This is a genomic window from Sphingomonas sp. LY54, assembly GCF_035594035.1.
Lineage (GTDB): Bacteria > Pseudomonadota > Alphaproteobacteria > Sphingomonadales > Sphingomonadaceae > Allosphingosinicella.
In genome coordinates this window covers 1505428-1518200 of sequence record NZ_CP141588.1, presented here as the reverse complement: position 1 = coordinate 1518200, position 12773 = coordinate 1505428, and the positions used below count along the sequence as shown (strand labels likewise).

The window sequence follows — 12773 nt, the reverse complement described above, 5'->3', positions numbered from 1 at the left end:
GATTTCGACATGAAGACGATTCTGACCGCGCTCGCGCTGACCTTCGCCCTGCCCGCTTTCGCCCAGACGGCTCCGGCCGCCCCCGCCGACGCCCATGCAGGCCACCATGGCCAGCATCAGAAGGGCCATGAAGGCCACAAGCAGGATTGCTGCAAGGACAAGGCCTGCTGCCAGAAGATGAAGGCCGACGGCAAGAAGATGGACTGCTGCGAGAAGAAGGCCGGCGAAGCCGATGCTCACGCGGGCCACGGCAAGCATTGAGCTCGTAGTTGATCGGGAGGCGGCCTGCGTCGCCTCCCGCACTGTCCCGCGCGTCCGACGCGCCTGAGGATCTGACGATGAACCCATTGATCGAGCGGCGCACGCTGCTCCGCGCCGGCGCGCTCGGCGCAGCTGGCTTCGGCGTCGCCGGCCTGCTGCCCGCCTGGGCGCAGAGCGGAACGCCGGGCCTCGTCCCCGCCATGCCCGTCCTGTCGGGCGAGGATATCCGCCTACGCGTCGGCCACAGCCCGTTCACGGTCGGCGGCCGTACCGGCCATGCCGTCACGCTGAACGGCGTCCTGCCTGCGCCTCTGATCCGGCTGCGCGAGGGCCAGAATGTCCGCCTGCACGTGGAAAACACGCTGGACGAGGATACGTCGATCCACTGGCATGGGCTTCTCCTGCCCTTCCAGATGGACGGCGTGCCCGGCGTCAGCTTCCCGGGCATCAAGCCGCGCACCACCTTCACCTACGAATTCCCGGTCCGGCAGAGCGGCACTTACTGGTATCACAGCCATTCCGGCCACCAGGAGCAGCAGGGCCATTACGGCCCGCTCGTCATCGATCCCGCCGGGGCCGATCCGGTCGCTTACGATCGCGAGCACGTCATCGTGCTCAGCGACTGGAGCTTCCTCCACCCGCATTTGCTCATCACCCGGCTCAAGCAAGAAGGCGGCTATTTCAACCGCCAGAAGCAGACCCTGCTCGGCCAGCTGCGCGGCGGTTCCGAGGAACACATGACCGCCTCCGAGCGGGCGATGTGGGGCAGGATGCGGATGGAGCCGACCGACATCGCGGATGTCACCGCCTCCACCTACACCTATCTCGTCAACGGCCACGGCCCGCTCGAGAATTGGACCGGCCTGTTCCGGCCCGGCGAACGCGTCCGGCTGCGGATCGTCAACGCCGCGGCGATGACGATCTTCAACGTCCGCATCCCCGGCCTGGCCATGACGGTGGTCAGCGCCGACGGCCAGAATGTCCGTCCGGTCACGGTCGACGAGTTCCAGATCGGCAATGCCGAGACCTATGACGTGATCGTCCAGCCGGCCGAGGACAAGGCCTTCACCTTCGTCGCCGAGTCGATCGATCGCTCCGGCATGGGCCGCGCGACGCTGGCGCCGCGGCTCGGCATGAGCGCGCCGGTGCCGCCGCTGCGCGAGCGCCCCACGCTCACCATGAAGGACATGGGCATGGGCGGCATGGATCATGGCTCGATGGACCATGGCGCGATGGGCCACGGCGCGGCTGCACCGATGGATCATGGCGCCATGAACATGCGCGACAAGTCGAAAGTCCCGCCGAGCGTCAAGGTGGGCGTCGGTGTCGATTCGATCGCGATGGCGCCGATCGACCGCACCGGCGAACCCGGTCTCGGCCTCGAAAATGTCGGCCACAAGGTGCTCACCTATCGCGACCTGATGGCGCTCACGCCCAATCCCGACACGCGGCCGCCGACGCGCACGGTCGAGGTCCACCTGACCGGCAATATGGAGCGGTTCATGTGGTCGTTCGACGGCGAGAAATATAGCGACGGGGTCGAGCCGATCCGCTTCGAACGCAACGAACGGGCCCGGGTCGTGCTGATCAACGACAGCATGATGACCCACCCGATCCACCTCCACGGCCATTTCTTCGAGGTCGTGAACGGCCACACCGGCAGCCATCCGGTGAAGCATACGGTGATGGTGCTGCCCGGCGGCAAGGTCAGCTTCGATCTCACCGCCGATGCGCCCGGCGACTGGGCGTTCCACTGCCACCTGCTGCTCCACATGCACGCCGGCATGTTCCGCGTCGTGACCGTGCGTCCGCTGGAAGGAGAGGCGGCATGAAGCGCCTGATGATCGCGAGTCTCCTCGCCGCCGCCGCCGCGCCGGCCTGGGCCCAGCATGAAGGCCATGCCATGCCGGCGCCCCAGCCGCCTGCCCAGAAGCCCGCGGCCGACCCGCATGCAGGGCATCACATGCCCGAGGCTCCTCCTGCCGATCCGCATGCAGGGCACCAGATGCCTGAGGCGCCGGCTGCCGATCCGCATGCGGCGCACCAGATGCCGGACCCGCCGGCTGCCGATCCGCATGCCGGTCACTCCATGCCGGCGGACCCCCATGCCGGCCACGCCATGCCCGGCCACGCGCCGGGCATCCCCGATCCGCCGGTGGCGGCGCCGTCCGCCGCTGCCCGGAGCGGTCCGCGCCACGCCGCCGACGCGGTGTTCGGCGCCGCCCCGATGGCGGACGCGCGCGAGGTGCTGCGCAAGGAGCATGGCGCGATCGTCACCTCGAAAATCCTGGTCGACCAGCTCGAAACGCTGATCCGCGACGGCCGCGACGGCTACGCGTGGGACGCCCAGGGCTGGTATGGCGGCGACATCCACAAGATCTGGCTCAAGAGCGAAGGCGAGGGGAGCTTCGGCGAGAGTCCGGAGCATGTCGAGGTGCAGGCGCTCTACAGCCGCGCGCTCGACCCCTGGTTCAACCTCCAGGCCGGCGTTCGGCACGATTTCCGGCCCGATCCGGAGCGGACCTACGCCGTCCTCGGCCTCCAGGGCCTCGCCCCTTACTGGTTCGAGGTGGAGGGCGCATTGTTCCTCTCGGACAAGGGCGATCTCTCGGCGCGCTTCGAGGCGGAATATGACCAGCGTCTCACGCAGAAACTGATCCTGCAGCCGAACATCGAGTTCGATCTCGCCGCGCAGGACGTGCCGGAGATCGACGTCGGCTCGGGCCTCAGCTCCGCCGAGCTCGGCTTGCGCCTGCGCTACGAATTCGTGCCGGAATTCGCGCCTTATGTCGGCGTGAAATACGAGCGCGCGTTTGGCGACACCGCCCGCTTCCGCCGCGCCGCGGGCGAGGAAGCCGGCGGCTGGTCTCTGCTGGTCGGCCTTCGCACCTGGTTCTGATCCCCGTTGACGCGGAGTCCGTCCCCCTTCAGTCATGGGCGGACTGAAGGGGGACGCATGACCGATCGTATCGCCCGCGTGCAGGCCAATCCCAAATACCAGGCACTGGTGCGGCGCCGCAGCCGCTTCGCCTGGACGCTGACCGCTATCATGCTGCTCGCCTATTTCGGCTATGTCCTGCTGATCGCGTTCGACAAGGAATTGCTCGCCCGTCCGATCGGCGACGGCGTCACCTCGGTCGGCATCCCGCTCGGCTTCGGCATCATCGTCCTCGGCGTGCTCCTCACCGCCATCTACGTCCGCCGCGCCAACCGGGAATTCGACGCGCTGCTCGAAGCGCTGCTGGCGGAGGAAGGCGAATGAGGGCGCGCGGTTTCGCCGCCCTCGGCCTCGCTTCGCTCCCCTCGGCTGCTTGGGCCGAAGCTCTCACCGGCGAGGCCGAGCGCCAGCCGATGAACTGGACGGCGATCGCCATGTTCGCCGCCTTCGTGATCCTGACCCTGTGGATCACGCGCTGGGCGGCCAAGCGCACCCGCACCGCTGCTTCCTTCTACACCGCGGGCGGCGGCATCACCGGCTTCCAGAACGGGCTCGCCATTGCCGGGGACTATATGTCGGCGGCGTCCTTCCTCGGCATCTCGGCGCAGATCTTCTTCGACGGCTATGACGGGCTGATCTACTCGACCGGCTTCCTCGTCGGCTGGCCGATCATCCTGTTCCTGATGGCGGAGAAGCTGCGCAACCTCGGCCGCTTCACCTTCGCCGACGTCGCCTCGTTCCGGATGGCGCAGCCGCCGATCCGCACCTTCTCCGCGGTTTCGACGCTGATCGTCGTCGCGTTCTACCTGATCGCGCAGATGGTCGGCGCCGGTCAGCTCATCAAATTGCTGTTCGGCTTGCCCTACGAATATGCGGTCATGATCGTCGGCGCCCTGATGATCCTCTACGTGGTGTTCGGCGGGATGACCGCGACCACATGGGTCCAGATCATCAAGGCGGTGATGCTGCTGAGCGGCGCCACCTTCATGTCGGTGATGGTCCTCGCCCAGTTCGACTTCTCGATGGAGGCCCTGTTCGCCCGGGCTGTGGAAGTGAAGACGGGCCTCGCCGCGGCCGAGGGCGCCGCGCCCGCAGACGCCGCCGCGGCCGGGCGCGCGATCATGGGGCCGGGCGGCTTCATCAAGGATCCGATCTCGGCCATCTCGCTCGGCATGGCCCTGATCTTCGGCACGGCCGGCCTGCCCCACATATTGATGCGCTTCTTCACCGTTCCCAATGCCAAGGAAGCGCGCAAGTCGGTGCTGTGGGCGACCACATGGATCGGCTATTTCTATCTCCTCACATTCATCATCGGCTTCGGCGCGATCGTGATGGTCGCCACCAACCCCGAGTTCCTCGACGCCGGCGGCGGCCTGCGCGGCGGCGCCAACATGGCCGCGATCCACCTCGCCGACGCGGTCGGCGGCGACGTCTTCCTGGGCTTCATCTCCGCGGTTGCCTTCGCGACGATCGTGGCGGTGGTTGCAGGGCTCACTTTGTCCGGTGCGTCGGCCGTCTCGCACGATCTCTATGCGACCGTGTTCCGCAAGGGCGTGAGTTCGGACAAGGAACTGCTCGTGTCGCGGATCACGACGGTCGTCCTCGGCCTGGTCGCGATCCTCCTCGGCATCGCCTTCGAAAAACAGAATGTCGCCTTCATGGTCTCGCTCGCCTTCGCGCTGGCGGCGTCGGGCAACTTCCCCGTCCTGCTCCTGTCGCTTCTCTGGAAGGGAACGACGACCCGCGGGGCCGTCGTCGGCGGCTTCCTCGGCGTCACCGTGGCCTTGGTCCTGACGATCCTGTCTCCGGCCGTGTGGGTCACCGTGCTCGGTCATGCCGAGGCGATCTTCCCTTATTCCTCGCCTGCCGTCTTCTCGGTCCCGCTCGCCTTCGCGACGATCTGGATCGTGTCGCTGCTCGACCGCAGCCCGCGCGCCGCGATCGACCGGGCCGGGTTCGACGAGCAGCAGGTCCGCTCGGAAACCGGCATCGGCGCCTATCAATCGAGCGGCCACTGAATCCCCGTGGGGCTATCCTCAACGCATTGATAACCACTTCTTAGCGGCGATCCGACTAACCCAAACTGTTGCTCCGGAGTGACGTCCAGTCACATTCGGTTCATCGACAGAATCTAACAGTTCGTCGTGCGCTCCCTGCAGTGATATAAGGGAGGGCAGGAAGGGTTCGACATGCTGAGCACCGGTATCATCCACACGCCCGACGAGCATTTCGCGCATGACCCCGCGGTGCGCGGGTATCACGCCGTCTATCGCGAGCATGAGATCAACCATTGCCCGGGCTGCGGGCGGACGCAGTGGTATGTCGGCCGCGTGCTCGCCGAATGTAGCTTCTGTGAAACCGCGCTGCCGCTCGCCGAGGCGACGATGCGCGGCGCCGGCATCCGTCTGCGCGCCAGGAAGTCGAACTGGGCCGACGCGGCCTGACCTCGCTCCTCTTAAGTCGCAAAAAAGGGCGCACCGGCCGTGGCCGGGCGCCCCTTTTTCTTTGTGGGCTCAGCGCGCTAGGTAGGTCTGCGTCACCATCGCGTAGAGCATCGGGATCGACAGGACGAAATTGGTGCGCGAGGCGAGCATCGCCGTGCGCGCGGCCTTGGCCTTGGTCTCGTCGTCGGCCGGCTTCAGGCCCAGCGCCTTCTGCTGGTTCGGCCAGATCACAAACCACACATTGGCGGCCATGATCAGCGCGAGCCACATGCCGAGGCCGATCACGCGGAACCCTTCGGCGAAGCCGAGCGCGCGCGGGATGTAGCCGCCGGTCGTGGTCTCGGCGACCAGCAGGCCGGTCACCACCGTCGCCAGCGCCGACCAGCGGAACCAGAACAGGGCCTCGGGCGCGATATATTTGCTGACGCCGCCCTTCAGTTCGGCCGGGACCTTGGGCATGGTCGGGATCTGGACGAAGTTGAAATAATAAAGCAGCCCGATCCACAGCACGCCCGAGATGACGTGGAAGAAGCGCAGCCAGAAATTGGCGTAACCGGCCTCGCCCATCGCGTCGGCGTGGAAGCCGAACATCATAGCGAGCAGCAGGATGATGCCGAGCGCCAGCGCCATGTTCAGATTGCCGAGTAACTTGCCCATTTCCATCCCCCATTTCGTTTTGGTGGCGTAACACTAGCCCGCTTGGGCCGGACTGATAAGCCCCGATGGCGCGGCCCAATGGGAAGCGCTATTCCAGGCCCATGACCAAGCCCGTTCTGTTCGATTATTGGCGCTCCTCGGCCAGTTACCGGGTGCGTATCGCGCTCAACCTCAAGGGCGTCGATTACGAGACCGTGCCGGTCAACCTGCTCGAAGGCGCGCAAAAGGATCCGGCCTATGTCGGGCGCAACCCGCAGGGCTTCGTGCCGATGCTGGAGATGGACGGCCTGCGCCTGACGCAGAGCCTTGCGATCATCGACTATCTCGACGCGGCGGTGCCCGAGCCCCGGCTGACCCCCCACGCTTCGGCCGACCGTGCGCACGTGCTCGCGCTGGCGCTCGCGGTCGCCGCCGACATCCACCCGGTCAACAACCTGCGCATCCTCCACTATTTGAAGAACCCCCTCGGCCACGACCAGGCCGAGCGCGACGAATGGTATCGCCATTGGTTGCGCGAAGGGCTCGCCCCGCTCGAGCGGCTGGCCGCGCCGCGCGCCGGCCGCTTCCTGTTCGGCGATCAGCCCAGCCTGGCCGACATCTGCCTGGTGCCGCAGCTCTACAATGCCCGCCGTTTCGATGTGCCTTTGGACGATTATCCGACCCTCGTCGCCGCCGATGCCGCGGCGAGCCGGCTCGAAGCCTTCGCCGCCGCCCATCCGGACCGGGTGGCAACGGCCGCGCCGTCGGCCTAGAACGAGGCAAAAGGACAGGAGAGAACGCATGGGCCGCGTCGACGCGATGACCAGAATGACGGCGACGCCGCTCAGCTCGGTCGAGATTCCGAGCCTTGAGGGCAAGGTCGGCGCCGAGGAGTGGAAGATCCGCGTCGATCTCGCTGCCGCCTACCGTCTGGTCGCTCATTATGGCTGGGACGACCTCATCTTCACCCACCTATCGGCGCGCATCCCGGGCCCCGAGCACCATTTCCTGCTCAACCCGTACAATTTGATGTTCGAGGAGGTGACCGCGTCCAGCCTGGTCAAGGTCGAGATGAACGGGCTGCCGGTCGAGCCGTCGCCCTTCATCACCAATCCGGCCGGCTTCACGATCCATTCGGCGATCCACATGGCGCGCGAGGACGCGCAGGCGGTGATGCATCTCCACACGCCGCAGGGCCAGGCCGTGTCGGCCCATGCCGAGGGGCTGCTACCGCTCACCCAGACCGCGATGCTGATCCGCGACGACGTCGCCTTCCACGATTATGAGGGCGTGGCGGTCGATCTCGACGAGCGCGAGCGGCTGGTCGCGGACCTGGGCGACAAGGGCGCGATGCTGCTGCGCAACCACGGCACGCTCGCAGTCGGCGACACCGTCGGCGAGGCCTTCCTGAAACTCTATTTCCTCGAACGCGCCTGTCAGGCGCAGATCATGGCGCTCTCGGCCGGCGAGGGGAATATCAATAATCCGCCGCAGGGATCGCCCGAGGTTACCGCCCAGCAGGGCAAGATGGGCCTGAAGCTTGCCGCCGGCGCGCTCGCCTGGCCGGCTCTGCTGCGCAAGGCCTACCGCCTCGATCCCGACTTCGCGACCTGATCGCTCTCCAGCGCAAGCCGGGCGTAGCCTCCTAAAGGATCTCGTCTTCGTCGAGCAGCCGCTCGGTATCGAGCTCTTTCTCGAGCCGCTCGTAATGCGCGCCGAGCCGCGAGGCATTCTCGACCATCGCGATGTGGAACAGGGCGTCGCCCTGGTTGACCGCGGGGTTGTTGGCGCGGCCGATGAGGATGCCGGTGAGGCTTGCGAACAGGTCGCTTTCCTTGCCGCCATAGGGATCGGCGACCACGCCGATGCGCTCACCCTCGCGGACATGCGCGCCAGTCGTCTTGAACGGGCGGAAGAGGCCGCTTTCCTCGGCGCGGACCCAGCGGCTGCTGGTCGAGAGCACCGCCGGTCTCTGCCGACCCTTCCGCTTCGGGATCATGCCGAGAAAGGCCATGGCGCGCAGCACGCCCTGCAGGCCGACGCTGACCGAGAGCGCGTCCACGCGCAGCCCTTCGCCGGCTTCATAGACGATCACCGGCACGCCGCGCGCCCGCGCCGCCTGGCGCAGCGAGCCCTCGCGCAATGCGCTGTGAACGATGATCGGCGCGGCGAAGGCTTCAGCGAAGGCGAGCGAGGCCGCGTCGTGGCTGTCGACCCTGATCTGCGGCAGGTTGGCGCGGTGGATCGCCGCGCTGTGGAGGTCGATGCCATAGTCGCACCGCGCCACCACCTCGTTGAGGAAAAGGTGGGCGAGCTGGGCGGCGAGCGAGCCGCGCGGGCTGCCGGGGAAGCTGCGGTTGAGATCGCGCCGGTCGGGCAGATAGCGGCTGTGGCCGATGAAGCCGAAGGCGTTGACGATCGGCACGATCAGGAGGGTGCCGCGGGTCACCGCCAGCGCCTTCGACGCCAGCAGGCGCCGGCAGATCGCCACCCCGGTAAGCTCGTCGCCATGGACGGCGGCGCTGACGAACAGGGTCGGGCCCTCGCGGGTGCCGTGGATCACCGAAACCGGCAGGTTCATCGGCGTGCGGTTGGAGAGCGCGCTCAGCTTCAGGCTGACCAGCCTCTGCTCGCCCGCCGCGACCTGCTCCTCGCCGATCGTGAACGCCCCCCGCGCCATCTCAGCCCTTCCCGCGCGTGCGGGTCTTTCCGGGCATGGCATTCTTCTCGATGAATTCGATGATCTTGCCGGCGACATCGACGCCGGTCGCCTGTTCGACCCCTTCGAGGCCCGGCGAGCTATTGACCTCCATCACCACCGGTCCGTGGTTGGAGCGCAGCATGTCGACGCCGCACACGTTGAGGCCCATCGCCTTGGCCGCGCCGATCGCGGTGGTGCGTTCCTGCGCGGTGATCTTGATCGGCTTGGCCGATCCGCCGCGATGGAGGTTGGAGCGGAATTCGCCCTCGCGGCCGCTGCGCTTCATCGACGCGACGACGCGGTCTCCGATCACCAGGCAGCGTATGTCCTCGCCCTTTGCTTCCTCGATATATTCCTGGACGAGGATGTTCGTGTTCACGCCGCCGAACGCCTGGATGATGCTCTCCGCCGCTTTGGGCGTCTCGCCCAGCACCACCCCGATCCCCTGCGTGCCTTCGAGCAATTTGATCACCACCGGCGCGCCGCCCGCGAGCTTGATGATGTCCTCGGCGTTGGACGTCTTGTGGGCGAAGACGGTAACCGGCAGGCCGATGCCCTTGCGCGACAGCAATTGCAGACTGCGCAACTTGTCGCGCGAGCGTGAGATCGCGACCGATTCATTGACCGAATAAACGCGCATCATCTCGAACTGGCGGACCACCGCCGTTCCGAAGAACGTGACCGAGGCCCCGATGCGCGGGATCACCGCATCGTAATCGGTGAGGGTGCGGCCCTGATAATGGACCTTGGGCCGGTGCGAGGCGATGTCGATCGTGCAGCGCAGATGGTTGATTGGATCGATCTCGTGACCGCGCTGCCGCGCCGCCTCCATGATCCTCTGGTGGGAATAGAGCTGCGGGCTGCGGCAGAGCAGGGCGATCTTCATGAAATGGGCTGGTCCGGACAGTGCGGGGCGAGATGCCGGTCGGATTGCCGGTAACTGCGCCCTGGATCGATGAGGAATCGCCGTCGGATCGCCTCGCGGCCGAGCAGCATGCGGAAGCCCATGACGTCGCGGTCGGCGAGGGTCAACTCGATCGGCCAGTCGGTTGCGCCGAGCCGAGCGACCGTCTCGACGACGATGCGGGCCTCGGCGGCGCCGTTGGAGCTGCGCACCAGCCGTTCGTCCTTGATCGCGGCCCGAACCGCGAATTCCGGGCGTGCCTGGCGCTGGAACGGGTGGAGCAGGAATTCGACCCAAGGCGCGCCCCGCTCGGTGAAGCGGCGCGTGCCGAAACTGTGGATCGAGGAGGTGCGCGCGCCAGTGTCGATCTTGGCTTTGATCGGCACGTCGAGCAGCTCCGGGAGCTGCACCCATTCGCGCCATCCGATGACCGGCCGTTCGCGCTTCACGCGGTGCACTTCCCCGTTTCCTGGTGGGCCGCTTCTATCAGCGCCGCGGCGCGCTTGGGAAGCGTTTCGGTGGGGAGGGCAGCGGCTGGCGGCGGACCGCAAAGTGGGGTTCGGGTCCGCCGCCGCCGGATAGGACCAGACCAGCCCGGCTGCAGACCGTCGATAGCGCACGGCCATTTACCATCCGGTTCAACCCGGGCCTGTGGCTGTTACGGTATGATGCCGCTGGATAAGAAAATGGTCGGGGAGAGAGGATTCCAGACCAGAATAGCTCTCGCCCAAAGCCACGGATTTCCGCGGTTTTCGCAAAATTGCCGAACCCTTGTGGAGCAGTTGTGTGTGCCTGTCTAGCGATGAGTCAGCCCCTCGTTCGAAGCCGCGGGCAACTAGTCGAGAGCGGCAACTTGCTCGAGAAACTGGCGCTTTCCCCCGAAGGCGGGATGCCGCACCGGCACGTGAGGATAGCCGCACCGCTTCAATGCCGCGGACGCGTCGTTGCCCACTGTGACGATCCGCATCGGCTGCAGCAATTCCACGAGAAAATGCAGGTGAGGCAAGCAGACTTCCCGCTCGGTTGCGGTGTGCCGGCGGTTAGACAGGGGCTCCGAGGGGCGATGCGGGTGAACTGGAACAACGTTCCAGAGAAACACTGGCCGCTCTATCCTACTCAGCGCTTCCCAAACAATGCCGGCGGTCATCTCTTTCGCCGGGCCCGCCTTCGTCGGAGAACGCAACCGGTTTGCCACTCCGAAACGGTCACCATGCGCGTGAAGGTGCATGTCATCGGTCATGGCAAGCCCGGTGCGGCGTCCTCCGTTGTGGCCAAGTTCAAGGCCGACCCAAAGATCGGCGACACCCGTCTTGGCCGCGACGCCCAGGACGTGCCGCAGATTGGACCGGCGAAGCATCGGCGCGTCTTCGACGTCGAAAGGATCGTAACGGTCCGCATAGGGATTGAAGCAGCCGTCCATCCGGAGCGCGGCGACACCTCGGATGAATTCCTCCAGCGCCGGTGCGACACTCACTTCAGCGGCCGGTAGATGAGGCGATGGCGGATCATGTCGGCGACGACGACGCCGCCCTTGTTCTTTCGAAGCTCGCGAAACACCTCGAACCCGCGGATTACCGCTTCCTCCCACATCCACAGCGGCCGGCACTCGACTTCGTAGCCCTTCACCATCTGCCGGATCATCTTCAGCAGCCCGTAATCCAGTCGGGTCACTCCCTCGAAGGCATGATGACGCAGCCCGTGCGCGAATATCCAGTTCGAAATGCCTTCCTCGGTGATGATCGCGCGCGCCCCATCCTGTTGCTCGTCGATTTCGGGCCGACTCTTTCGCTTGAGGCGGAGGAGCGAACGCATGACTGGCGACCAGCCAAGGAAGGCGATGTAGGAGAGGTGAAAGACGTCGTGGTAGCGGTAATCGTCCGGAATCTGCGCATTGTCGGTCAGCCGGTCACCCACGTTGATGCCGTGCCATTGCTGGATGACATAAGGTGCACCCTTTGAGGTCAGCTTCTCCCGAAAAGTGATCTCCATCCGCCTCGGGAGCTGCTCGTCGGCATCGAATTCGTCATCGAACGATGTGCCCCAATCGCGAACCACCGGGAACCGGTCGAGAGACTTGGCAAGGCTGAACTGAGCGGCTTCGTCGAGGCTGAGGTGAGCGATATCCGCCGCGGCGATGAGCCCACGTAAAATTTCGACCATCGACTGGATGATAGTCTCCCGCTCAGCGTTCGAGCTGCGGCCGATCTCGACGAGGGCGCCGACGCGACTAGCCAGTATGAGCAGGCGACGCTCGACCTGCCGCCCGCTTGCCGGCTCGCCGAAATTGCGTCCGGCCTGCTGGAGCGCGGCGAAAGTGCGGGGGCGATGCTGCGTTCCTTTAAACCCCCAGCCGCGGCTCTGGACGGCACGCGCAGCGAGTTCCGACAGCTGGACCGGAACCAGCCGCGCCACATTAGCGAAATACCAGAGCACATCGCCCAGCTCCTCCACGGAGGAGGCGCGGTAGGAGAGATAGGCGCGCTTGTCCCGCTGCTTCTTCTTCACCTCGCTGAGCAAGCTTCCGGTTTCGCCGAACAGCCCCATCATGAGGAAATCACGCGCAGCGTCCTCCCTCAGGCCCGTCCGGTTGAGCGCCCCGGCGTATCGCTGATATTCGTCGAGCATCAGGTCGCCGGTGAAGTTCCGGCGCGGCGCCAACTGCCGCCGCACCTGCTCAAGGGCTAGAAACGCAGTCACTGGGTGACCTTAGCCCTGGCTACGGCGGGAGCAGATTGGTTGGCGCTCACTTCCAGCTGGGTCTCGACAGATTTGGCGTGCGCGTCGGTTCGGGCAAACAGATCGTCTGGCAGGCGGGCGACAACGGCCGTCAGGAGCATCGACCCCATTAGCAAAGCGAAGCAGATCGCCCAGAGCCTCACCGCGATTGTC

14 protein-coding genes are annotated in these 12773 nt (G+C 66.0%); 8 read left to right on the top strand and 6 right to left on the bottom strand.

Annotated features, from left to right (window positions below):
• Positions 1 to 9: 9 nt before the first annotated feature.
• The 6 genes from SH591_RS07690 to SH591_RS07665 all read left to right on the top strand — a co-directional run bounded on the left by SH591_RS07690 (position 10) and on the right by SH591_RS07665 (position 5643).
• Positions 10 to 261, top strand: coding sequence for a hypothetical protein (locus tag SH591_RS07690; RefSeq protein ID WP_324751218.1), 252 nt, complete (start codon positions 10 to 12; stop codon positions 259 to 261).
• A 77-nt stretch (positions 262 to 338) separates the two neighbouring features.
• Positions 339 to 2093, top strand: a complete 1755-nt coding sequence (locus SH591_RS07685) for a copper resistance system multicopper oxidase (protein ID WP_324751217.1) — start codon at positions 339 to 341, stop codon at positions 2091 to 2093.
• Complete coding sequence (locus tag SH591_RS07680; protein ID WP_324751216.1) at positions 2090 to 3160, top strand: copper resistance protein B; 1071 nt, start codon at positions 2090 to 2092, stop codon at positions 3158 to 3160. Before SH591_RS07685 ends, SH591_RS07680 begins: the two co-directional genes overlap by 4 nt.
• Before the next feature lie 57 nt (positions 3161 to 3217).
• Positions 3218 to 3523 carry a DUF485 domain-containing protein gene (locus SH591_RS07675; RefSeq protein ID WP_322830950.1) on the top strand — a complete coding sequence of 102 codons (306 nt, stop codon included), beginning with the start codon at positions 3218 to 3220 and terminating at the stop codon, positions 3521 to 3523.
• A complete protein-coding gene (locus tag SH591_RS07670; RefSeq protein ID WP_324751215.1) occupies positions 3520 to 5217 on the top strand; it encodes a cation acetate symporter in 1698 nt (565 codons plus the stop codon). The genes SH591_RS07675 and SH591_RS07670 overlap by 4 nt, the downstream gene beginning before the upstream one ends.
• A gap of 171 nt (positions 5218 to 5388) precedes the next feature.
• A complete protein-coding gene (locus SH591_RS07665) occupies positions 5389 to 5643 on the top strand; it encodes a hypothetical protein (protein WP_322830948.1) in 255 nt (84 codons plus the stop codon).
• A gap of 69 nt (positions 5644 to 5712) precedes the next feature.
• Here SH591_RS07665 and SH591_RS07660 read toward each other — a convergent pair whose 3' ends face one another.
• A complete protein-coding gene (locus SH591_RS07660; RefSeq protein WP_324751214.1) occupies positions 5713 to 6300 on the bottom strand; it encodes a urate hydroxylase PuuD in 588 nt (195 codons plus the stop codon).
• A 101-nt stretch (positions 6301 to 6401) separates the two neighbouring features.
• On the opposite strand from SH591_RS07660, the gene maiA reads away from it, so the two are divergent.
• On the top strand, positions 6402 to 7052 hold the full coding sequence (gene maiA, locus SH591_RS07655) for a maleylacetoacetate isomerase (RefSeq protein WP_324751213.1): 651 nt from the start codon (positions 6402 to 6404) through the stop codon (positions 7050 to 7052).
• A 55-nt stretch (positions 7053 to 7107) separates the two neighbouring features.
• A complete protein-coding gene (locus tag SH591_RS07650; protein WP_324751347.1) occupies positions 7108 to 7893 on the top strand; it encodes a class II aldolase/adducin family protein in 786 nt (261 codons plus the stop codon).
• A gap of 31 nt (positions 7894 to 7924) precedes the next feature.
• On the opposite strand, the gene SH591_RS07645 is transcribed toward SH591_RS07650, so the two are convergent.
• From SH591_RS07645 to SH591_RS07625, 5 genes are all read right to left on the bottom strand, one after another.
• Positions 7925 to 8959 (bottom strand): succinylglutamate desuccinylase/aspartoacylase family protein, encoded by a 1035-nt coding sequence (locus SH591_RS07645; protein WP_324751212.1) that lies wholly within the window; start codon positions 8957 to 8959, stop codon positions 7925 to 7927.
• Position 8960: 1 nt separating this feature from the next.
• Positions 8961 to 9866, bottom strand: a complete 906-nt coding sequence (gene rimK, locus SH591_RS07640) for a 30S ribosomal protein S6--L-glutamate ligase (protein WP_322830944.1) — start codon at positions 9864 to 9866, stop codon at positions 8961 to 8963.
• Complete coding sequence (locus SH591_RS07635; protein WP_324751210.1) at positions 9863 to 10342, bottom strand: ATP-dependent zinc protease family protein; 480 nt, start codon at positions 10340 to 10342, stop codon at positions 9863 to 9865. The genes rimK and SH591_RS07635 overlap by 4 nt, the downstream gene beginning before the upstream one ends.
• 377 nt (positions 10343 to 10719) lie before the next feature.
• Positions 10720 to 11358: a uracil-DNA glycosylase gene (locus SH591_RS07630; protein ID WP_324751209.1), complete on the bottom strand. Its 639-nt coding sequence runs from the start codon at positions 11356 to 11358 to the stop codon at positions 10720 to 10722.
• Positions 11355 to 12581 (bottom strand): nucleoside triphosphate pyrophosphohydrolase family protein, encoded by a 1227-nt coding sequence (locus SH591_RS07625; protein ID WP_324751208.1) that lies wholly within the window; start codon positions 12579 to 12581, stop codon positions 11355 to 11357. The genes SH591_RS07630 and SH591_RS07625 overlap by 4 nt, the downstream gene beginning before the upstream one ends.
• Between the last annotated feature and the right edge of the window lie 192 nt (positions 12582 to 12773).